The following is a 20,927-nucleotide window of genomic DNA, read 5'->3' as shown; positions in this document are numbered from 1 at the left end:
TAGCCCTCACCCTAACCCTCTCCCACAGGGAGAGGGGATAAAATGTAGGCCGGGTAAGGCGAAGCCGCCACCCGGCTATTTTTTAACTCTCGATACCTTTACTGCGCAGGTAATCTTCGTAGTTACCGGTGAAGTCCACCACGCGCTCTGGCGTAATTTCGATCACGCGGGTCGCCAGCGAGCTGACGAACTCACGGTCGTGAGAGACGAAGATCAGGGTGCCCTGATACATCTCCAGCGCCATGTTCAGGGATTCGATCGATTCCATATCCAGGTGGTTAGTCGGTTCGTCCATCACCAGAATATTCGGTTTTTCCATCATCAGCTTGCCGAACAACATACGGCCCTTTTCACCACCGGAGAGCACTTTGGCGGGCTTTTTGATGTCGTCCTGGCTGAACAGCAGACGCCCCAGAATGCTGCGTACCGCCTGCTCATCGTCGCCTTCCTGCTTCCACTGGCTCATCCAGTCGAAGACAGTCAGATCGTTTTCGAATTCATATTCATGGTCCTGCGCGTAGTAACCAATCTGCGCGTTTTCAGACCATTTCACGGTTCCGTTGTCCGGTTGCAGTTCACCCACCAGGGTTTTCAGCATAGTGGATTTACCCACGCCGTTGGCGCCGAGGATGGCAATCTTCTCGCCCACTTCCAGCAGCAGGTTGAAGTTTTTGAACAGCGGGCCTTCATCGAAGCCTTTGGTGAGGGCTTCCACTTCCAGCGCGTTACGGAACAGCTTCTTGTCCTGCTCGAAGCGGATGAACGGGTTCTGACGGCTGGAGGCTTTAACCTCTTCCAGCTTGATTTTGTCGATCTGACGCGCACGCGAGGTCGCCTGACGCGACTTAGAGGCGTTGGCGCTGAAGCGGCTGACGAAGGATTGCAGGTCCGCAATCTGCGCTTTCTTCTTGGCGTTGTCGGCCAGCAGACGTTCACGTGCCTGGGTTGCCGCCGTCATGTACTCATCGTAGTTGCCCGGATAAACGCGCAGCTCGCCGTAGTCCAGATCCGCCATGTGGGTACACACCATGTTCAGGAAATGACGGTCGTGCGAAATGATGATCATGGTGCTGTCGCGATCGTTCAGCGTCTGCTCCAGCCAGCGGATGGTGTCGATGTCCAGGTTGTTCGTTGGTTCGTCGAGCAGCAGGATGTCCGGGTTAGAGAACAGCGCCTGCGCCAGCAGCACACGCAGCTTCCAGCCTGGCGCGACTTCGCTCATCGGGCCGTAATGCTGTTCAACCGGAATGCCGACGCCCAGCAGCAGCTCGCCCGCACGCGCTTCCGCAGAGTAGCCGTCCATTTCACCGTATTGCGTTTCCAGGTCGGCCACTTTGTAACCGTCTTCTTCGCTCATCTCAGCGAGACCGTAGATACGATCGCGCTCCTGCTTCACTTCCCACAGCTCCGCGTGCCCCATGATCACGGTGTCGAGCACGGTGAACTCTTCGAAGGCGAACTGATCCTGACGCAGCTTACCGATGCGCTCGTTAGGGTCGAGCGACACGTTACCGAGCGTTGGCTCCAGGTCACCGCCGAGGATCTTCATAAAGGTGGATTTTCCGCTACCGTTGGCACCAATCAGGCCGTAACGGTTGCCGCCGCCAAATTTGACGGAAATATTTTCGAACAGCGGCTTACTGCCAAACTGCATAGTGACGTTGCTGGTAACTAACACGGAGAGATTCCTGCGAAAAGTGTGATAAACGCGGCATTATGCCACAATTCCGAATTGAGATCCCGTGTTGCGGTAATCCACTAAACTTTAACAAAATCGAAAAAAATGTGATTTCGTACACATCTGAATTCCCAGTTAACGGGAATGCACATATAATGCGCTCCCATTACTGATTCAGACTTATCAACTCATCGCCAGAATGGCTTAGATACCTCGCATAACATGAACATGAAATTAACAACGCTTTTTGCGGCGGCGTTAGCCGTAGTAGGTTTTTGTAAGACCGCGTCTGCGGTGACGTATCCCCTGCCGACAGACGGAAGCCGTCTGGTGGGTGAAAACCAGGTGGTGACGGTGCCGGAAGGTAACACTCAGCCGCTGGAATACTTCGCGGCGCAGTATCAGCTCGGCCTGTCTAACATGCTGGAAGCGAACCCGGGCGTTGACCCGTATCTGCCGAAAGCGGGTACCGTACTCAACATTCCACAGCAGCTGATCCTGCCGGATACCGTGCACGAAGGTATCGTGATTAACAGCGCCGAAATGCGTCTGTATTACTACCCGAAAGGCACCAACACCGTGATCGTTCTGCCTATCGGTATCGGTCAGCTGGGTAAAGACACCCCGCTGAACTGGACCACCAAAGTGGAGCGTAAGAAAGCGGGCCCAACCTGGACGCCGACCGCCAAAATGCACGCTGAGTACATTGCTGCCGGTGAACCGCTGCCAGCCGTTGTGCCTGCCGGCCCGGATAACCCGATGGGTCTGTACGCGCTGTACATTGGTCGTCTGTATGCCATCCACGGTACAAACGCCAACTTCGGTATCGGCCTGCGCGTAAGCCACGGCTGCGTGCGTCTGCGTAATGAAGACATCAAATTCCTGTTCGATAACGTGCCGGTTGGTACGCGCGTGCAGTTCATTAACGAACCGGTGAAAGCGACGTCAGAGCCGGACGGCAGCCGTTACATTGAAGTGCATAACCCGCTGTCCACCAGCGAAGATCAGATCAACAACAACGAAATCGTACCGATTAAGCTGACCAGCGCGGTGCAGTCCGTCACCTCTCAGGCGGATGTTGACACGACCATCGTTGACCAGGCGATTCAGAACCGTTCCGGTATGCCGGTGCGTTTAAACTAATCGTGATAATTAAAAAAGCGGACCTTGAAGTCCGTTTTTTTTTATCCGTTATTCACGATAACGATGCCGCCATGGTCATAGCGATAGTGACAATGGGCGTACTCCAGCGGCGTACCATCTTCCAGATAGATCACCTGCTCTACCTCCAGCACCGGGTCGGTTGGCTCGCAGACAAGGTGCTGCATATCCAGCGCACTGGGCTTCAGCGCCCGCACCACACGATACGATCCCATGATCTTCAGCCCCAGCGTCTCCTGCACATACCGGAATACCGAACTTTCAAGATGGGTTTTGTTCAGACCGGGGACCAGATTGAGCGGCATTACCGTGGCGTCCAGAGACATCGGCTCACCGTTCAGTAAACGCAGACGGATAAAGTCATAGATCGGCGTATCCGGATTTATCATCAGCGATGCCTGCTCTTTCTCGTTCGGGAAGCGCAGTTCGAAGTGCACAACCTGACTGCTCACCGTGCCTAAATGTTCCCAGGTTTTGGTCGCCCCGAAGTAGTCGCTGCCGGAGAGATCCCACTGGGAAAGCTGGAGGAAATTTTTGCGGATGAACGTGCCCTGCCCCTGTCGGGTATAGACCAGCCCTTCAACGATCAGCTGGCGCATCGCCTGCTGAATGGTCATCCGGCTGGTGCTGAACTCCGCCGCCAGCGCGAACTGGTCCGGCAGCGGTTCATTGGCGGCGTACTGCTGGCTGATGATGCGTTTTTTAATTTCCCGCGCTATGGTGATGTACTTCGCCGCCATCGTCCTTCCTTTCAGTTAGTTTTCTATCCCGCTGTTTTTCAAGGCCACTCGCTCGGCCACCTTTAGGAAAGGCAGGTAGAAGAATACACCAAATACGATGATTGCCAACTGCACCACCACCGCCCGCCAGTCCCCCGCCGTCGCCAGCCAGGCGCTAAGGATCGGCGGGGTCGTCCACGGGATCATCACCACGCAGCGCGACATGAACCCCAGCGTGGTACAGAGCCACGCAAAGTAAATCCCGATAGCAGGCAGCAGCACAAACGGGATCATCAGCGGCAGGTTAAAGACTATCGGCAGGCCGAAAATCACCGGCTCGTTGATGTTAAACAGACCCGGCGCCAGCGAGAGACGCGCCACCTGCTTCGCTGATTTCTGTCTTGAGAAGATGAAGATAGCGATCAGCAATGAGATTGTGCTGCCCGTCCCGCCCACCATGCCAAAGGTCGGCACAAAGATGTTGTTGATGATGTGCGGGATCGGCTGGCCGTTGGCGAAGGCCAGCATATTTTCATTGGTATTGATCAGCAGGAACGGCTCCAGCACCACGCTGTTGACCACCGACTGATGAATACCGAGCGTGAACAGGAAGTTACCGAAGCTGTAGATGAAAATCGTCCCGGGCAGACTGGTGTTGATCAACCGCAGCGGCTGCTGAATAAATGTCGTAATGAGATGGATCAGATCCGTGTGCAGCACGTTCGCCAGTATGGCCGCCAGCACCGCAAACAGGGAGAGCGTGAGGATCGTCGGGATCAGCGCGGTAAAGGATTTGCTCACCGCTGGCGGTACGTTCTCCCCGAGCGAAATGTGCAGCGCCTTCAGCCGTGAAATGGCGATAAACAGCTCGGTTGAGAGCAGCCCAATCAGCACCCCGGCGAAAATCCCGGTGGAGCCAATATTGGTGAACGTCAGAACCTGGGTGACGTTCACCGTGGCGTCGCTGCCGACGGGGGTAATCTGTAAGCGCATCGGCATCATGATAATGAAACTGCTGACGGCGATAACCACTGCCGAGACCGGATTGTCGAAATCTTTGTTGCGCGCCAGCGACCAGGCGATCATCGGGGCCAGCAGCAGCGCAGCGATGTTCAGCGTGCCGTTGATAATCGCCTCGCCCCACACCTTAAACTGCGTAAGCGTGTCGCCCGCAAAAATCCACGGGAACACCACGTTATTCACCAGCACCGCCAGACCGGCAAGGATGAAAATCGGCATTACCGTGGCGAAGGCATCGCGCAGGGAGCGAAGATGCACCTGGTTTGCCAGGCGCGCCGAGAACTCTACAAATTTATCGACAAAAGACTGCATGTGCGGTGTTATTTTTGTTTCAGACATAGCGGAGTGTTCCCATTAATCAGTAACAAAAACGGCCCGGCAGCGTACGGCTTACATCTCGCGTCCGTTAGTATGGATAACCTGTTTTAACCACGCGTAGCTCTTCTTCGGCACGCGCTTCAGGTCTTTCAGGTCGTGATTTTCACGGTTGACGTAGACCACGCCGTAGCGCTTGCGCATGTCACCCTGCGAGCTGAGAATGTCAATCAACCCCCAGCCGAGATAGCCCATCACCTCTGCCCCATCCTCGAATATTGCCGCTTTCATCGCCTCGATGTGCGCCCGGTGGTAGTCGATGCGGTAGGTGTCCTCAACCGGATTCACGCCATCCCAGGACTCAATCACCCCAATACCGTTCTCAATCGGGAATACCGGCATCCGCCAGTCGTTGGCGTAGCGGGTGATGATGGTGCGAAAGCCCAGCGGATCGATCTGCCAGTTCCACTCGGTGGCCTTCAGGTACGGATTGTTTTTCTCGCCGTGCAGCAGGTAATAGTTAACCGGCGTGCCTTCCGGGATGGCATCGCTGTCCAGCGTTTTGCTGGCGTAGTAGCTGAAGGCCATAAAGTCGTTCTTCGTGCGCGCAAACAGCGCGAGATCGTCTGCGCGGTAGATATCGCCGAAGCCCTCCTGCTCCACCACCGCCATTACCGCCGGGCTGTAGCCCTGGCCCGCGAAGACGCGCAGCAGGTTCTGGTTGAGGAATTCGTCGTACTGCTGGGCGCAGAAGATATCGCGCGGTTTGCAGGTGGCCGGATAAATCAGCTGGTGCGCCAGCATGCCGCCCATCAGCTTGCCCGGCTTAGTCTGGTGCAGGTATTCGGTCAGAGTCATGTGCGCCACCATCGCATGGTGCTGAAGCTCATACAGCTCACGCAGGGTTTGCTCACCTTTCATGTAACCGGAAATGCGAAAAGCTTCCGGCATATGGAAAATGTTCTGCTCGTTGAAGGTCAGCCAGTACTTCACCCGGTCAGCGAAGCAGTCGATCATCTTTTTGCCGTAGCGGATAAAGGCGTCCACCACGCGGCGATCGTTGAAGCCGTTGTACTCCTGCGCCAGCGCCAGCGGCATATCGAAGTGGTAGAGACAGACCATCGGCTCGATACCGCGGGCGAGCAAATCGTCAATAAAGCGGTCGTAAAAGGCGATGCCCTCGTCGTTGAACTCGCCGTCACCCTGCGGGCAGATGCGGCTCCAGGAGATCTGGAAGCGGTAGCAGTTCATGCCCAGATCCTGCATCAGGTCGAAATCTTCCCGGTAGCGGTGGTAGGAGTCGGTCGCCACTTTCCAGTCAGAGATGTTTTCACCGGCTTCCCGAATGTCATACACCGACATCCCCTTCCCGCCCTCATTCCAGGCCCCTTCCGTCTGCATGCTGGATACCGAGTTGCCCCATAAAAAGTTGGCTGGCAGTGATTTGTTCATGGTTGCTCCCTTTATGCCTAGTCATTTAAATTTCATGACTAGTCATATAGGCGAAGATGAAATGTCGATCAAAGGTGTGGATCGTTTTTTGTGAGGTTGATGGAAATAAAAAGCCCCGGCAGTTGCCGAGGCTAAGTTCCTGTTTAACGTTTAAAGCCCGCTTTCGGCTGCAACTTTTGCCTGGGCAATTGCTCCGGCATTGAATATGGGATGCTCATAGTTGTCGGTGACATCACGAACCCTGTATATCTTCCATGCGCCAGCCTCACGACGAACGAATACCTGCAACTCTACTTTTCCGCCGTTTTCTCTCCCGATCCAGACTGGCATAACCTCACCTCCCATAAACGATTTGGCTGGCCCGACATTTAACGCCGACACCCAGGCGGGATCATAGTCCTGCGCATAAGCGAAGTAATCAGATCCAAGCAGGTCTTGTTCAGGTATCGACTCTATATCATCCAGTCTCTTAATCGTGTCAGCAGAGACATATACGCGCAGATCAGACGGCGAATATTCATTGTCGCTACTTGTAAGTGACATCAGATACGTGGCGTAAAAAGAATGTACTCGCGTCGGCGCGCTCTGTTCCGGCTTAACTGAGCAAGCTGAGAGCAAGCATACGCCTAACACTATTGCGGCTCGCATCAATTCATCCTGTATATTTTGAAAGTCGGTTGAGCTGCGCGATACCCTGGACCAGGGTACATGCTGCGCTGTCGGAAATCGGAGATCCATTGTGTCCCATCATACATTGTCATATGCCCACTGGAGTTTCCTCCCGGATAAGGTTGGATCACTGCGACATCACCGCTCAATAATGTTGAACCCGGCGGGACTTCACGAAATCCCGCCCGCAATAATGATGGCCCATAATCTTTTGCGTTTAGCGTTCTCTCCAGACGAATGCCGCCTGCCGCTATAGCCTCTCTGGTAAAAGTCGCACATTCGTTATGCGAACGACCAAGAGCGTGTGACCGGAGGTGTGAAACAGCAACATCTTTATTCCAACTCATTCTTAGTTCCCTTAAGTAAGTAAGAACGGAATTATTGTGCCAGTCATTAACCTGATGTTGGTTAAATAATGCTTAAATTTGTCCGGCCAAAATATTAATTTCGCGCCCAATAAAAAGGCCGGATTCGCTGCGCGGATCCGGCCAGAGTCATCGCTGTTAAAAGATTATCCGCGCGGGGCGTCGCCAAAGACGCTGTAGTCTGGCAGCCGCACCTGCTGATACGGCTCCCAGCCGCCGCCGAGGGCTTTGTAGAGCGCCACCAGATCAAGCGCGCTCTGCACCTGCGCCTGCGCCCGCTGCTGTTCGGCCTGAGCGAGCTGACGCTGGGCGTCCAGCACGTCAATAAAGCTGGCGATCCCCTGCCGGTAGCTGTCGCTGGCGAGATCAAAGGCGTTTTGCAGCGCGTCGATGGTTTTCGCCAGGCCCGCTTCACGCTGCTGGTCGGTGCGATAGCTCACCAGCGCGTTTTCAACGTCGCCGAGCGCCGTCAGCACCGTCTGACGATAGTCCAGCACCGCCGCCCCCTGCTGCGCGCGCGCCACCTTAACGCTGGAGACCAGCCGTCCGCCCTGGAAAATCGGTATGGAAACCTGCGGGCCAAAGCTGTAGAAGTGGCTGCTCCAGTCGGTTAGCCAGTTGGATTCGCTGTTGCGCAAGCCAAACTGCCCGGAGAGGGTAAAGCTCGGGAACAGCTCTGCCACCGAGACGCCAATCTGCGCCGTGGCGGCATGGAGATTCGCCTCCGCTTCGCGCACGTCCGGGCGACGGCGTGCGAGGGTGGACGGAATACCGGTCTGCACAATATCCGGCAGGGCAGGCATCGGCTGCACGGATTGCAGTTCGGCATCCAGCGCGCCCGGCGGCTTACCAAGGAGGATCGCCAGCCCGTTCATCGCCTGGCGTTCCTGCGCCTGATACTGCGGCAGCTGGGCTTCAAGATTGCCCAGCTGCGCCCGGGCGTTCTCCACGTCCATCTGCGGCGACAGCCCGCCCCGCTGGCGGCTTTCGGTCAGCTCCAGCGTCTGCTGTGCGCTTTCAATTTGCGTATTAAGCGTGGCAATGATGCTCTGCGCCCCACGCAGCTGTAGCCACGCCCGCGCCACTTCGGCTTCCAGCGAGACCAGCGCATCGTTACGCTGCTCGATCGCTGCCCGCTGCTGCGCCTCGGCCGCTTCTACCTGACGGCGCACCTTGCCCCACAGGTCGATTTCCCACTGGGCGTCGAAGCTGCCCTGATAGAGGTTAATCGGCTGCGTCAGCGGGCCTAACGCGCCCCGCAGTTCAGGATCGACATTATTCAACTGGTCGTACACACCGTGGGATTTTAGCTCCCCTTCCAGCCCAAGCTGCTGGCGCGTCGCCTGCACATTGCCATTCACCGACGGGAAAAACGCCCCGCCGGCCTGGTTAATCTGTTCGCGCGCCCCGGCAATGCGTAATACGGTTTGCTGTAGCGTCAGATTTCCGGCGATGGCGCGTTCAATCAGGCTGTCGAGCTGCGGCGAGCCGAAGGTTTTCCACCAGCGCGGGTTAGTGGCGGCGGAGGAAGTTTGCGATTTCACCGCGCTGTCGCCCTTATCGTTCCAGTGCGTGGTGGCGAGCGGTGCAGGCTGTTGGTAGTCCGGCCCGACGGCGCAACCCACCAGCAGCATCATTATCATCAGGGGGTGTAAACGTCTGTGTATCATCAGTGTGCTCCTGCACTCCCCTCGCTCTTAACCGGCGAGAGCAACAAACAAAACGGAATCAGTAATAAGGCCACCGCGCTCAGAATGGTGAAGACGTCAATGTAGGCCAGAAAGCGCGACTGCTCGATCATCGTCTGGTACATCCGTCCGGTGGCAATGCCGGTCGGATCGCCCACCTGAGTGGTGAAGTTCTGGATCGCCTGGGCGCTTTCGCGAATCGCCAGCTGGAATTGCTCGTTAAACGGCGAAGCGTGGTAAGCCAGATGCGCGCTGTGCGCCTGCGAGCGCTCGGTGATCGCCGCCGTCGAGAGCGAAATCCCAATCGAGCCGGCCACGTTGCGGAACATGGTAAACAGCGCCGCCGCGTCGGCGTTAAGCCGCCTCGGGATCGAGATAAAAGCAATGGTGGTGAGGGGCACAAACAGGAACCCCAGTCCAATCGACTGAGCGCTGCGGAACAGCACCAGCGTTTCGAAATCGATATCCGGCGTCAGCGTGCGGGACCAGAAGAACGACACCGCCAGGCAGGTAAAGCCGAAGGCGATGATCCAGCGCGTCTGCACCACCGGCATCAGCTTCAGCACCAGCGGGATGGTCAGCACAATCAGCACCGCGCCGGGCGAGAGCACCAGCCCGGACCAGGTGGCGGTATAGCCCAAATCCTGCTGCGCCAGCTGCGGAATAACCACCGAACTGCCGTACAGGATCATCGCCATCCCCGCCATCAGCAGGCTGGAGATCGCAAAGTTGCGGTCCTTCATACAGTGCAGATCCACCACCGGCTTTCTGGCATACATCAGCCAGTAGATCGCGCCGATAATACCGACCAGCGTCAGTACTGCGAAGGTGCGGATAAAGTTCGAATAAAACCAGTCATCATCTTCGCCCCGGTCGAGCATCACCTGCAAACAGCCAAGACCGAGGGCGATCAGGCCGATCCCCGTCCAGTCGACGGTGAGCTTCTCTTCCGACTTTTTCTCCCACGGCGGATCTTCCAGCAGCTGATAGATGGCCAGCACCGTCACAATCCCTACCGGGATATTGATAAAGAACACCCAGCGCCAGGAGTAGTTATCGGTGATCCAGCCCCCCAGCGTGGGGCCGAGCACCGGCGCGACGATAATGGCAATGGATGAAAGGCCAAAGGCTTTGCCCCTGTCCTCCGGCTTAAAGTAGTCGAGTAGCACCGACTGCTGGGTAGGCTGCAACCCGCCGCCAAAGAACCCCTGCATCACGCGGAACAGGATGATTTGCCATAGCTCGGTGGCGATACCGCACAGGAACGAGCAGATGGTGAACATCACAATGCAGATCAGGAAGAACTGTTTGCGGCCAAACAGGCGGCTGAGAAAGGCCGAAATCGGCAGCACGATGCCGTTCGCCACCAGGTAGCTGGTGAGCACCCAGGTGGATTCGTCATAGCTGGCCGAGAGCGACCCCGCGACGTGGGGCAGCGCCACGTTGACGATGGTGGTGTCCAGAATTTCCATAAACACCGCCAGGGTGACCACAATCGCCACCGCCCACGGGTTACTGGCGGGCTTCCAGTTATCGTGGCTGTGATCCGTCATTCCACGGTGACCTTCGGTTCAACCGACAGCCCCAGCGGCAGCGGCTTGTTCGGATCCAGCCCTTTATCAATCACGATTTTCACCGGTACGCGCTGAACGATCTTCACAAAGTTACCGGTGGCGTTTTCCGACGGGAAGGCGGAGAAGCGCGAGCCGCTGCCCTGCTGGATGCTGTCGATATGGCCTTCCAGCTCCATATCCGGCCAGGCATCGACGGACACGGTCACTTTGTCGCCCGGCTTCATGCGCTCAAGCTGCGACTCCTTGAAATTCGCCACCACCCACACGTTCGGGGAAACCAGCGAGAACAGCGCCGTGCCGGCCTGCACCAGCGTACCGGGCTGGACGTTGCGTTTAGTGACGAAACCGTCGAACGGGGCGCGGACTTCGGTATAAGAGAGGTTCAGGTTGGCGGTTTCCAGCTGCGCTCTGGCCTGATCGACCTGCCGTTCGCGGGCTTCGACGTTGGTCTCCTGCTGGCGGATTTGCAGCTGGACCTGCTCCGCCACCTCCAGCTGCGCCTGGGCGCTGGCCAGCCCCGCCTGCGCGCTGCGCAGCTGAGCGTTCGCGGCATCGATACTTTGTTGCGTGGTCGCGCGCGGGTCAACGCCGCGCTGACGGCGGTACTCCGCCTGCGCGTTGGCCATATCCGCCTGGGCTTTAAGTACCTGGGCTTTGGCTTCATCACGCTGGGCGGGATATTGCACCTTCGAGAGCGCCAGCTGCGCCTGCGCCTGATGCAGCTGCGCCAGCGCCAGCCCAAGCTGGGCCTGAGCCTGATCGCGCTGGGCGGTGGTATCACGCGGATCGATCACCACCAGCACATCCCCTTTTTTCACGCGCTGGTTATCCCGTACGCGAAGTTCTGTGACGTAGCCTGCCGTTTTTGGGGCAATGGTCACTACGTCGCCATCGGTAAAGGCGTCGTCGGTGGTCTCTTCGTTACGAGTTAAAAACCACCAGACCAGCGCCACAATCACCATCACGATGACCACGATACCAAGGATGATTAACGGTTTTTTCCCCGGGCGCTTGCGCTCGTTATTGTTTTGATCCTGCTCGTCAGCAGGTGGGTTTTGATCTTCTGCCATAGTTCAGCAACGGTCCTGTCAGTGAGCGGCATCACACTATGCCGTTCACTAAAGCTAGGACGTTGCTATACATTTGCCAGGAAAAACTGACAAATTGCGCACTATATGAGAAGGAATAGTCCGAAACCGACCGCCGCTGACCAGAGCAGCATCGGGATTGACCATAAATGGAAGCGCCACCAGATGCGGCGATCGTTGGCCATCCGCAGGGCGATGAGGTTAGCCAGCGAGCCGGGCAGCAGCCCAAAGCCGCCGACGTTGACCGCCCACGCCAGCAGTACCGTAGGGGGAACATAGTTAAGCAGCAAAATGGTGGACGGCACGTTACTGATCACCTGCGAGAGACCAATCGCCGTCAGCCATAATCCCGGCTGCGACAGACCGCCAACGCTATGGAGAACGTTCTGCAATACCGGGAGCTGGATCAGCAGATGGACGTCAATAAACATCGCCATAAACACCAGCAGCAGCGTCCAGTCAACGCTCACCAGCACCCGCCGGGCGAGGAACAGGAAGCCACACGCCACCAGCAGCGCGCCAGCCAGCGCCTGGTTTAACTCCAGCGCGATAAGAAAAACGATATACAGCCCCAGGCAGCTCCAGACGAGACGCGGCTGCCACTGGGGCCCGGTTGTACCGCTGTGGTACTGCAACGATTTATTCGGGAAAGCAAACCAGCCCACCGCCAGCAGCGACGCCACGATCGCCAGCGCCAACGGCGCCATCTGCCCGGTAAATGCGGTAAACGACAGGCCGGAGCGTCCCCACAGCAGAATGTTCTGCGGGTTACCGATCGGCGTGAGCAGCGAGCCCGCATTGACGGCCAGCGCTTCAAAGATAATCAGACGGGTAACCGGTATTTCGCACAGCTTACGCAGCGTGAGCGTAAGCGGCACCACGATAAACAACGCCACGTCATTAGTGAGAAACGTCGACAGCAGCGCCGCCGAAAAGACCATGAACAGGGCCAGCTTGCGCTCGGTGGCGAAGCGGCGCACCATTTTGCGCCCCAGCACGTCAAAATAGCCGCTCAGCTCCACGCCTTTGGTGAGCATCATCAAACCGCTCAGGGTAATAATGGTGCGCCAGTCTATGGCCGCCGGCCAGGTGTGCGGCGTGAAGGGCACAAAGACGCTGAGCCCAACGCCAGTGATAAGTAAAAGATGGAAAAAGCGATCGCGTTTCAGGGCCTGCAAGCCGGGGATGTTCATTCAGCGGAGGGACCGTATTTGAGCGTAAATTCGCGGAACTTCACCAGCGTCTCTTCGCTGACGTGGTGTTCCATACCTTCGGCATCCCGACGGGCAATTTCCGGGCTGACGCCCAGTACCAGTAAAAAATTCTCGACGATCTGATGGCGCTCGCGGCTCTCCTGCGCCAGTTTTTCGCCTTCAGCGGTGAGAAACACCCCGCGCCAGGGGATCATCTCGATCAGCCCGACCGACGCCAGACGTTTTAACATTTTGGCAACGGTTGGCTGCGACACCCCAAGGCGTGCGGCCATATCCACCTGGCGCGCTTCTCCAACCTCACGAATCAGATCAGAGATCAGTTCGACATAATCATCAATCAGCTCCCGGCGATGCGCCTCGCGCACCTGGCGGAAGCCTTCCACATGCTCTTCAACGTTCACCAGTTGCGTCGTTTTTTTTGTTGTTGGCTTACCTGCGCGACGGTTCATTGTGCTTCCTCAATGGGGTTGACGCTTCCAGCGCCCTGTAACGGAGCGCACATTGTAAACCATAGCTCTACAAGCACAAAAAATTAACGAATTAGCCATAGCTATACAATATAGCCTGTGCTATATCTGTATGTAATGCAGTCACCCTTCACGGATCGAAGGGATCATGAATCAGGAGGTCTTATGAACGAATTCAAGAGGTGTATGAACGTGTTTACCCACTCTCCTTTTAAAGTGCGCCTGATGCTGTTGAACATGCTGTGCGATATGTTTAACGCCAAACCCCAGCAGGACGACAACTCTTCCCACTAAGCGGCGTCGCGGTACGCCGCTTCATTTTCCTGTCACACTTTCGCTGTAAGCTTGCCTGTTCCCGATTATTTTTGCGTATTTGCAGCCCCCTTCGCAAAACATCTGTTTAGCAACTGTTGACCTTAATTCACGCTCGCACTATCTTCTTGCAGCCTGCACAATTTGCGGCTCGCTGAAGCGGACCTCTCATTCCCTTTCCACGCACTGTCCGGCAGGCTTTGACCCTTGACGCCAGGGTGAGCACATGGCGTTTTCGTGATAGTGATCTATGAACGTAACCCTGATTGATACACTTGTTACCCGCAGCCGGGGCTTAAGCCCGTGGACGGGATTCTATTTTTTGCAATCGCTGTTGATTAACTTTGCTCTTGGCTACCCCTTTAGCCTGCTTTATGCCGTCGGGTTCACCTGTATTCTTCACCTTCTCTGGCGAAGCGCACCGCGCATGCAGAAGGTGCTTATCGGGATCTGTTCTCTGGTTGCTGCCGCCTATTTCCCGTTTGGCCAGGCCTATGGCGCGCCAAACTTTAATACCCTGCTGGCGCTCCACTCCACCAATATGGAAGAGTCCACAGAGATCCTGACGATCTTTCCGTGGTACAACTACGTGGTTGGCCTTTTCATTTTTGCCCTCGGCGTGATTGCGGTTCGCCGTAAGCCCGTCGGGAAAAAAGCATGGGGTAAAATTGAAAGCCTGTGCCTGGCCTTTAGCGTGGTGACGTTTTTTGTTGCGCCGGTACAAAATCTGGCCTGGGGCGGCGTGTTTAAGCTTAAAGATACCGGGTATCCGGTGTTTCGCTTCGTTAAAGACGTGGTGGTGAATAACGAGGAAGTGCTCGACGAGCAGGCACGTATGGCCGAGCTTTCCACCATGAAAGACACCTGGAACGTGCTGGCGGTGAAACCGAAGTATCACACCTACGTGGTGGTGATCGGAGAAAGCGCGCGTCGCGATGCGCTCGGCGCGTTTGGCGGTCACTGGGATAACACGCCGTTTGCCAGCGCCGTTAACGGTACGCTGTTTACCGACTACGTGGCGGCCAGCGGCTCGACGCAGAAATCACTCGGTCTGACGCTCAACCGCGTGGTGGATGGAAAACCGCAGTTTCAGGATAATTTTGTCACCCTGGCCAACCGGGCAGGTTTTCAGACATGGTGGTTCTCTAACCAGGGACAGATCGGCGAATATGATACCGCCATCGCCAGCATCGCGAAGCGTGCCGACGAGGTACAGTTCCTGAAAAGCGGTGATTTCGAAGCCGATAAAAACACAAAAGATGAAGCGTTGCTAAAAATGACGGCGCAGGTCTTTGCTACTCAGCGCACCCAGCCGCAGCTGATTGTCCTGCACCTGATGGGGTCACACCCGCAGGCATGCGATCGTACCGGGGGAAAATATGCGGAGTTTGTGCAATCCAAAGAGACGTCCTGCTACCTCTACACCATGACGCAAACCGACGATCTGCTCAGCAAGCTGTACGGGCAGCTGCGCAACAGCGGCGACAGCTTCTCGATGGTCTATTTCTCTGACCACGGCCTGGCGTTTAAGGAGCGCGGAAAAGAGGTGCAGTATCTGGCCCACGATGACAAGTTCCAGCAGAACTTCCAGGTACCGTTTATGGTGCTGTCGAGTGATGACAAAACGCATCGCATTATAAAAGCGCGCCGTTCCGCGAACGATTTCCTGAAATTCTTCTCACAATGGACGGGGATTAAGGCGAAAGAGATAAAAAATGATTACCCGTTTATCTCCGGGAAGAAGGGCCCGCCAGTTTACATTACCAACTTTAAGTTACAGAAAGTCGACTATAACCATCTTGGGACGGATATTTTCGATATTAAGAGTAAGTAATTTCTGCCGTTTCGTGCGGGCTAATGCCCTCACCCTGGCCCTCTCCCACGGGGAGAGGGTACAAACAAAAAAATCCGCCTCAAAGGGCGGATTTTTTACTGGCTCACCGAAGTGATTAGAAGCGGTAACCTACGCCCGCGATCCAGGTGCCAACGTCAACGTTGCGGATACGGCTCTGCTCATAGGAGAAGTCCAGAGCAACGTTTTCGATTGGGTTGAACTGCATACCTGCGCCATAGGAGAAACCATAGTCGCTGTTGCTTGCAGTACGGTTCAGACCCTGGTTTTCGGTCTGCTGGAATTTACCGTAGCCAACACCTACAACACCGTAGATGCTTGCCCAGTCATTCAGGCGGTAAGCAGGACCCGCGGTGATGCCGTAGTACTGACCTTTATTGTAAGAGCCATTTTCAGTACGATCTTTCTCGGTGTAAGTGAAAGAACCGATCACACCCAGCGGGTTGTTGTCTTGCTCGTAACGGTACTTCAGGTTGAAACCGTTGGTTTTGTTCATCACGCCCTGCATATCGCTCTGAGCGTAACCACCAGTTACAGTAGAAGTTGCCGCTACAGCGGTACCTGCGGAAACAGCCAGAACAGCTGCCAGTGCTGAAAGACATGCAATTTTTTTCATAACCACCTCAAATGTGCTTCAAGTAAGTCCGTAAGTTTTAAATATATCAAAAAAATCTGTGAAACTCTTTGTCATTCACGATGTCTAATGCGACCTTTCCTGTAACAGAACATTTCCAGCACCAGCTATCTCGTTCAAATAACTCCAGATTTTCACCTGTAAATGCTAATAGTGCGCGTCATCGCCATTTAGTTCATCCAGATTATTCCTAATCTTTCAGGCGATAAAATCATCAACGTTTTCTCATTTTACGGATTTTCCCTGGATTTTTTTCAACAGTAGCTCAACCGTTGCAGCATATTTCCATTACACTGCGACTTTTACCTCATTTGACATAAATTGACAGGAGAAAGGATGCCAGGTTTACCCCGTAAATCGTCGGTCTGGATGCCGGTGGCAGTCATACTTATCGCGATGATGTCCATACAAAGCGGCGCGTCGCTGGCAAAATCGCTGTTTCCGCTGGTTGGTGCGCCCGGCGTCACGGCGCTGCGTATCGCATTAGGCACCCTGATCCTCGTGGTTATCTTTAAACCCTGGCGGCTACGGTTTAAAAAGGAGCAGCGACTGCCACTGCTTTTTTATGGGCTGGCACTGGGAGGGATGAACTACATGTTCTATCTCTCTATTCAGACTATCCCGCTGGGGATCGCGGTCGCGCTTGAATTTACCGGCCCGCTGGCGGTTGCCCTCTTCTCTTCTCGTCGTCCGGTAGATTTTATCTGGGTCATACTGGCTGTGCTGGGGCTATGGTTCCTGCTGCCGCTCGGGCAAAGCGTTTCACAAATCGATCTGACAGGGGCAGCTCTGGCGCTGGGCGCGGGGGCGTGCTGGGCGGTGTATATTCTCACTGGCCAGCGTGCGGGCGAAGAGCACGGCCCCGCGACGGTCGCCTTAGGCTCACTAATTGCCGCCGTAATCTTTGTCCCAATCGGAATGGCACAAGCGACAGACTCAATATGGCAGTGGTCAATCCTGCCGGTTGGTCTGGCGGTTGCCATTCTCTCTACGGCCCTGCCCTACTCTCTGGAGATGATCGCCCTGACGCGCCTGCCCACGCGCATTTTTGGTACGCTCATGAGCATGGAGCCCGCGCTGGCCGCCATCTCAGGAATGATTTTCCTCGGTGAAACCCTGACCCTGGTACAAACGCTGGCGCTCTGTTCCATTATCGCGGCGTCAATGGGCTCCACCCTGACCATGCGCCCGGAACCTAAAGTGCAAAAAATCGATCTCAACTAAGCCTTAAATTCTGCATGGCTAACCCGCCATGCAGAATATACGCCTCGTCAGTACTTCAAATAATTTCTTACAAACTGTCTTGTATTGCCAAAATATTTCACCTGCCCGGCTTCCCGAAGAATGAATTAAGATTGATCTGTATCAACTTTAATAAACCACTTATTTTTCAATCAGTTGATAATACAACCTTCCTTTCACTATTAAACCAATAGGCAGAGCCAAACCGCAGAGAAAAAATCCGGTGCTATACTTAGTCCCGTAATTACCTGGGACACAAACATCAAGAGGATATGAGATTATGAGTACCGCTAAACTGGTGAAAACGAAAGCGTCTAATCTGCTTTATACCCGTAACGATGTATCGGATAGCGATAAAAAAGCGACCATTGAGCTGCTGAATCGCCAGGTGGTCCAGTTCATCGATCTTTCGCTGATCACCAAACAGGCTCACTGGAATATGCGCGGTGCAAACTTTATTGCCGTTCATGAAATGCTGGATGGGTTCCGCACAGCACTGGTGACTCACCTGGATACCATGGCCGAACGTGCCGTACAGCTGGGTGGCGTGGCACTGGGTACCACACAGGTGATCAACAGCAAAACGCCATTGAAAAGCTATCCGCTGGATATCCATACCGTTCAGGATCACCTGAAAGAGCTGGCGGACCGCTACGCGATTGTGGCGAACGATGTTCGTAAAGCGATTGGCGAAGCCAAAGATGAAGATACTGCTGATATCTTCACTGCCGCATCACGCGACCTGGATCAGTTCCTGTGGTTTATTGAGTCCAACATCGAATAATCCCTGCGGATTTTCCGAATAACCCTCGCCCCTGGCGGGGGTTTTGCACATTTATGGTGCGCACTTTTGCCCGCAACGGCCGCAAAAGTGAATAAAATGTAATAATCACCTCACACAACCGTTAACGGAAGATTGTTTTTTCGTCAGATTCTGCGCTAAATATCCCCCTGTCAGAAGACCTTAACGAAGCGCACCAAAACGGTGCTCCATTCTGGTGCAACCTGGCAGAATTGCCACGCTTTTCGTGCAATGCGTGACATCATCCCCTTTGCAAAACAACAGCTTGTAAAATTGGCACGATTTTTTCATTGTGCCTGAGGTTCTCGCAGGGGATCGCCCCGTGGATATAAGAGGAAATGCTATGAAGTCTGTATTAAAAGTTTCACTGGCTGCACTTACCCTGGCGTTTGCGGTGTCCTCGCAGGCTGCCGACAAACTGGTTGTGGCGACGGACACGGCGTTCGTACCGTTTGAATTTAAACAGGGTGATAAATACGTTGGTTTTGACGTGGATCTGTGGGCCGCTGTCGCAAAAGAACTCAAACTGGATTACACCCTGAAGCCAATGGACTTCAGCGGCATTATCCCGGCACTGCAAACCAAAAACGTTGACCTGGCGCTGGCAGGCATCACCATTACCGAAGAGCGTAAAAAGGCCATCGATTTCTCTGACGGCTACTACAAAAGCGGCCTGCTGGTGATGGTGAAAGCGGATAACAACGATGTGAAAAGCGTGAAAGATCTCGACGGTAAAGTGGTCGCCGTGAAGAGCGGCACTGGCTCAGTTGATTACGCGAAAGCCAACATCAAAACCAAAGACCTGCGTCAGTTCCCGAACATCGACAACGCTTACATGGAACTGGGCACCAACCGCGCGGATGCGGTGCTGCACGATACGCCTAACATCCTTTACTTCATCAAAACTGCCGGTAACGGCAAGTTCAAAGCGGTAGGTGATTCTCTGGAAGCTCAGCAGTACGGTATTGCATTCCCGAAAGGCAGCGACGACCTGCGTAACAAAGTTAACGGCGCGCTGAAAACCCTGAAAGAGAACGGCACCTATAACGAAATCTACAAAAAATGGTTCGGTACCGAGCCTAAATAATTTCACCTGACTTCAGGTTTGTAACGCCCGGTGGCGCTTAAGCTTACCGGGCCTACGTTTTTCGTTTTTCACCACGGTATACAGGAATACATCATGCAGTTTGACTGGAGCGCCATCTGGCCTGCCATTCCACTCTTGCTTGAAGGCGCTAAAATGACCCTGTGGATTTCGGTCCTCGGTCTGGTTGGCGGGTTGATTATCGGTCTTGTCGCCGGTTTCGCCCGCACCTATGGTGGCTGGATTGCAAATCACATCGCACTGGTTTTCATCGAAGTGATCCGCGGCACACCCATTGTGGTGCAGGTCATGTTCATCTACTTCGCCCTGCCGATGGCCTTCACCGACCTGCGCATCGACCCGTTCAGCGCCGCCGTTGTCACCATCATGATCAACTCCGGCGCCTACATTGCGGAAATTACCCGCGGTGCGGTGCTGTCGATTCATAAAGGGTTCAGTGAAGCTGGCCTGGCGTTAGGTCTTTCCCGTCGCGAAACCATCCGTCACGTGATCCTGCCGCTGGCGCTGCGCCGCATGCTGCCGCCGCTGGGTAACCAGTGGATCATCAGCATCAAAGACACCTCGCTGTTTATTGTTATCGGCGTGGCCGAGCTGACCCGTCAGGGCCAGGAGATCATCGCGGGTAACTTCCGCGCCCTGGAAATCTGGAGTGCGGTCGCCGTTGTCTACCTGATTATCACGCTTGTCCTGAGCTTTGTTCTGCGTCGTCTTGAAAGAAGGATGAAAATCCTGTGATTGAATTTAAAAACGTTTCCAAGCACTTTGGCCCAACCCAGGTGTTGCACAATATCGATTTGAACATCAGGCAGGGCGAAGTGGTGGTGATCATCGGGCCGTCCGGTTCCGGTAAATCCACCCTGCTGCGCTGCATTAACAAGCTTGAGGAGATCACCAGCGGCGATTTGATCGTCGACGGTCTGAAGGTTAACGATCCGAAAGTGGACGAGCGCCTGATCCGCCAGGAAGCGGGCATGGTGTTCCAGCAGTTCTACCTGTTCCCGCACCTCACGGCGCTGGAAAACGTGATGTTTGGTCCTCTGCGCGTGCGCGGGGCCAGCAAAGCGGCAGCGGAAGCGCAGGCAAAAGATCTGCTGGCGAAGGTTGGTCTGGCGGAGCGTGCCCACCACTATCCTTCCGAGCTGTCCGGCGGCCAGCAGCAGCGCGTGGCCATTGCCCGTGCGCTGGCGGTGAAGCCAAAGATGATGCTGTTCGATGAGCCAACGTCGGCACTCGACCCGGAGCTGCGTCACGAAGTGCTGAAAGTTATGCAGGATCTGGCGGAAGAAGGCATGACGATGGTCATCGTTACCCACGAAATCGGCTTTGCCGAAAAAGTGGCGTCCCGTCTGATCTTCATTGATAAGGGCCGCATCGCGGAAGACGGTAATCCGCAGACGCTGATTGCGAACCCACCAAGCCAGCGCCTTCAGGAGTTCCTGCAACACGTCTCCTGATAACCACACACAGAGCCGGGCATGCCCGGCTTTTTTATGCCGGATTGTTCCCAAAAACTCCCCTCCGCTCCGCGCGCTCTATACTTATCATTTTGCACGATATTTTTGTCGGAGGA

Annotated in this window: 20 protein-coding genes; 8 read left to right on the top strand and 12 right to left on the bottom strand. The window is 55.1% G+C overall.

What is annotated here, in order from left to right; translation table 11 throughout:
* Positions 1 to 82: 82 nt before the first annotated feature.
* Positions 83 to 1,678, bottom strand: coding sequence for an ABC-F family ATPase (locus O1724_RS07615; protein WP_003858434.1), 1,596 nt, complete (start codon positions 1,676 to 1,678; stop codon positions 83 to 85).
* 222 nt (positions 1,679 to 1,900) lie between these two features.
* Between O1724_RS07615 and ldtB the strand changes: the two genes are divergently transcribed.
* On the top strand, positions 1,901 to 2,821 hold the full coding sequence (gene ldtB / locus O1724_RS07610; RefSeq protein WP_003858435.1) for a L,D-transpeptidase: 921 nt from the start codon (positions 1,901 to 1,903) through the stop codon (positions 2,819 to 2,821).
* A 41-nt stretch (positions 2,822 to 2,862) separates the two neighbouring features.
* On the opposite strand, the gene O1724_RS07605 is transcribed toward ldtB, so the two are convergent.
* The 10 genes from O1724_RS07605 to mntR form a co-directional block, all read right to left on the bottom strand.
* Positions 2,863 to 3,579: a GntR family transcriptional regulator gene (locus tag O1724_RS07605; RefSeq protein ID WP_032657805.1), complete on the bottom strand. Its 717-nt coding sequence runs from the start codon at positions 3,577 to 3,579 to the stop codon at positions 2,863 to 2,865.
* A 15-nt stretch (positions 3,580 to 3,594) separates the two neighbouring features.
* Positions 3,595 to 4,917, bottom strand: a complete 1,323-nt coding sequence (locus O1724_RS07600; RefSeq protein ID WP_126296941.1) for a PTS sugar transporter subunit IIC — start codon at positions 4,915 to 4,917, stop codon at positions 3,595 to 3,597.
* A gap of 51 nt (positions 4,918 to 4,968) precedes the next feature.
* On the bottom strand, positions 4,969 to 6,345 hold the full coding sequence (locus tag O1724_RS07595) for a glycoside hydrolase family 1 protein (RefSeq protein WP_045894927.1): 1,377 nt from the start codon (positions 6,343 to 6,345) through the stop codon (positions 4,969 to 4,971).
* A 150-nt stretch (positions 6,346 to 6,495) separates the two neighbouring features.
* Complete coding sequence (locus O1724_RS07590) at positions 6,496 to 6,993, bottom strand: YqhG/Tai3 family protein (RefSeq protein WP_022650661.1); 498 nt, start codon at positions 6,991 to 6,993, stop codon at positions 6,496 to 6,498.
* Positions 6,993 to 7,361 (bottom strand): NlpC/P60 family protein, encoded by a 369-nt coding sequence (locus tag O1724_RS07585; RefSeq protein ID WP_126296942.1) that lies wholly within the window; start codon positions 7,359 to 7,361, stop codon positions 6,993 to 6,995. The genes O1724_RS07590 and O1724_RS07585 overlap by 1 nt, the downstream gene beginning before the upstream one ends.
* Positions 7,362 to 7,525: 164 nt before the next feature.
* Positions 7,526 to 9,049: an efflux transporter outer membrane subunit gene (locus O1724_RS07580; protein WP_023324362.1), complete on the bottom strand. Its 1,524-nt coding sequence runs from the start codon at positions 9,047 to 9,049 to the stop codon at positions 7,526 to 7,528.
* Positions 9,049 to 10,620, bottom strand: a complete 1,572-nt coding sequence (locus tag O1724_RS07575) for a DHA2 family efflux MFS transporter permease subunit (RefSeq protein WP_015571056.1) — start codon at positions 10,618 to 10,620, stop codon at positions 9,049 to 9,051. The genes O1724_RS07580 and O1724_RS07575 overlap by 1 nt, the downstream gene beginning before the upstream one ends.
* Entirely contained in the window at positions 10,617 to 11,711 is a 1,095-nt protein-coding gene (locus tag O1724_RS07570; protein ID WP_023324361.1) for an HlyD family secretion protein, read from the bottom strand. Before O1724_RS07570 ends, O1724_RS07575 begins: the two co-directional genes overlap by 4 nt.
* A gap of 101 nt (positions 11,712 to 11,812) precedes the next feature.
* Positions 11,813 to 12,922, bottom strand: coding sequence for an anion transporter (locus O1724_RS07565; RefSeq protein ID WP_023315683.1), 1,110 nt, complete (start codon positions 12,920 to 12,922; stop codon positions 11,813 to 11,815).
* Positions 12,919 to 13,392: a manganese-binding transcriptional regulator MntR gene (gene mntR, locus O1724_RS07560; protein ID WP_022650657.1), complete on the bottom strand. Its 474-nt coding sequence runs from the start codon at positions 13,390 to 13,392 to the stop codon at positions 12,919 to 12,921. The genes O1724_RS07565 and mntR overlap by 4 nt, the downstream gene beginning before the upstream one ends.
* Before the next feature lie 183 nt (positions 13,393 to 13,575).
* Between mntR and mntS the strand changes: the two genes are divergently transcribed.
* Both mntS and O1724_RS07550 read left to right on the top strand, forming a co-directional pair.
* Positions 13,576 to 13,704, top strand: a complete 129-nt coding sequence (gene mntS / locus O1724_RS07555; protein ID WP_017384915.1) for a manganase accumulation protein MntS — start codon at positions 13,576 to 13,578, stop codon at positions 13,702 to 13,704.
* A gap of 268 nt (positions 13,705 to 13,972) precedes the next feature.
* On the top strand, positions 13,973 to 15,556 hold the full coding sequence (locus O1724_RS07550; protein ID WP_032608903.1) for a phosphoethanolamine transferase: 1,584 nt from the start codon (positions 13,973 to 13,975) through the stop codon (positions 15,554 to 15,556).
* Between the two features lie 115 nt (positions 15,557 to 15,671).
* Here O1724_RS07550 and ompX read toward each other — a convergent pair whose 3' ends face one another.
* Positions 15,672 to 16,190: an outer membrane protein OmpX gene (ompX, locus tag O1724_RS07545; protein WP_003858450.1), complete on the bottom strand. Its 519-nt coding sequence runs from the start codon at positions 16,188 to 16,190 to the stop codon at positions 15,672 to 15,674.
* A 354-nt stretch (positions 16,191 to 16,544) separates the two neighbouring features.
* Here ompX and rhtA point away from each other — a divergent pair, with 354 nt between their 5' ends.
* From rhtA to glnQ, 5 genes are all read left to right on the top strand, one after another.
* On the top strand, positions 16,545 to 17,432 hold the full coding sequence (gene rhtA, locus O1724_RS07540; protein ID WP_022650655.1) for a threonine/homoserine exporter RhtA: 888 nt from the start codon (positions 16,545 to 16,547) through the stop codon (positions 17,430 to 17,432).
* A 298-nt stretch (positions 17,433 to 17,730) separates the two neighbouring features.
* Positions 17,731 to 18,234, top strand: coding sequence for a DNA starvation/stationary phase protection protein Dps (dps, locus tag O1724_RS07535; RefSeq protein ID WP_000100801.1), 504 nt, complete (start codon positions 17,731 to 17,733; stop codon positions 18,232 to 18,234).
* 361 nt (positions 18,235 to 18,595) lie between these two features.
* Positions 18,596 to 19,339 carry a glutamine ABC transporter substrate-binding protein GlnH gene (glnH, locus tag O1724_RS07530; protein WP_003858455.1) on the top strand — a complete coding sequence of 248 codons (744 nt, stop codon included), beginning with the start codon at positions 18,596 to 18,598 and terminating at the stop codon, positions 19,337 to 19,339.
* A 93-nt stretch (positions 19,340 to 19,432) separates the two neighbouring features.
* Positions 19,433 to 20,092, top strand: a complete 660-nt coding sequence (gene glnP, locus O1724_RS07525; RefSeq protein ID WP_003858462.1) for a glutamine ABC transporter permease GlnP — start codon at positions 19,433 to 19,435, stop codon at positions 20,090 to 20,092.
* The gene (glnQ, locus tag O1724_RS07520) at positions 20,089 to 20,811 is read left to right on the top strand and encodes a glutamine ABC transporter ATP-binding protein GlnQ (protein WP_126296944.1); all 723 of its coding nucleotides are present in this window, start codon (positions 20,089 to 20,091) and stop codon (positions 20,809 to 20,811) included. Before glnP ends, glnQ begins: the two co-directional genes overlap by 4 nt.
* The last annotated feature ends 116 nt before the right edge of the window (positions 20,812 to 20,927 follow it).

The sequence above is a fragment of the Enterobacter cloacae complex sp. HYC074_NIDB genome (assembly GCF_056673345.1).
The sequence above is the reverse complement of the archived record's forward strand: the minus strand, read 5'-3'. Positions and strand labels throughout refer to the sequence as shown.

Bases quoted from the DNA above. Each gene is read 5' to 3' on its own strand.
- ldtB (WP_003858435.1), top strand. From the start codon at position 1,901: ATGAACATGAAATTAACAACGCTTTTTGCGGCGGCGTTAGCCGTAGTA.
- O1724_RS07605 (WP_032657805.1), bottom strand. From the start codon at position 3,579: ATGGCGGCGAAGTACATCACCATAGCGCGGGAAATTAAAAAACGCATC.
- O1724_RS07600 (WP_126296941.1), bottom strand. From the start codon at position 4,917: ATGTCTGAAACAAAAATAACACCGCACATGCAGTCTTTTGTCGATAAA.
- O1724_RS07595 (WP_045894927.1), bottom strand. From the start codon at position 6,345: ATGAACAAATCACTGCCAGCCAACTTTTTATGGGGCAACTCGGTATCC.
- O1724_RS07590 (WP_022650661.1), bottom strand. From the start codon at position 6,993: ATGCGAGCCGCAATAGTGTTAGGCGTATGCTTGCTCTCAGCTTGCTCA.
- O1724_RS07585 (WP_126296942.1), bottom strand. From the start codon at position 7,361: ATGAGTTGGAATAAAGATGTTGCTGTTTCACACCTCCGGTCACACGCT.
- O1724_RS07580 (WP_023324362.1), bottom strand. From the start codon at position 9,049: ATGATACACAGACGTTTACACCCCCTGATGATAATGATGCTGCTGGTG.
- O1724_RS07575 (WP_015571056.1), bottom strand. From the start codon at position 10,620: ATGACGGATCACAGCCACGATAACTGGAAGCCCGCCAGTAACCCGTGG.
- O1724_RS07570 (WP_023324361.1), bottom strand. From the start codon at position 11,711: ATGGCAGAAGATCAAAACCCACCTGCTGACGAGCAGGATCAAAACAAT.
- O1724_RS07565 (WP_023315683.1), bottom strand. From the start codon at position 12,922: ATGAACATCCCCGGCTTGCAGGCCCTGAAACGCGATCGCTTTTTCCAT.
- mntR (WP_022650657.1), bottom strand. From the start codon at position 13,392: ATGAACCGTCGCGCAGGTAAGCCAACAACAAAAAAAACGACGCAACTG.
- mntS (WP_017384915.1), top strand. From the start codon at position 13,576: ATGAACGAATTCAAGAGGTGTATGAACGTGTTTACCCACTCTCCTTTT.
- O1724_RS07550 (WP_032608903.1), top strand. From the start codon at position 13,973: ATGAACGTAACCCTGATTGATACACTTGTTACCCGCAGCCGGGGCTTA.
- ompX (WP_003858450.1), bottom strand. From the start codon at position 16,190: ATGAAAAAAATTGCATGTCTTTCAGCACTGGCAGCTGTTCTGGCTGTT.
- rhtA (WP_022650655.1), top strand. From the start codon at position 16,545: ATGCCAGGTTTACCCCGTAAATCGTCGGTCTGGATGCCGGTGGCAGTC.
- dps (WP_000100801.1), top strand. From the start codon at position 17,731: ATGAGTACCGCTAAACTGGTGAAAACGAAAGCGTCTAATCTGCTTTAT.
- glnH (WP_003858455.1), top strand. From the start codon at position 18,596: ATGAAGTCTGTATTAAAAGTTTCACTGGCTGCACTTACCCTGGCGTTT.
- glnP (WP_003858462.1), top strand. From the start codon at position 19,433: ATGCAGTTTGACTGGAGCGCCATCTGGCCTGCCATTCCACTCTTGCTT.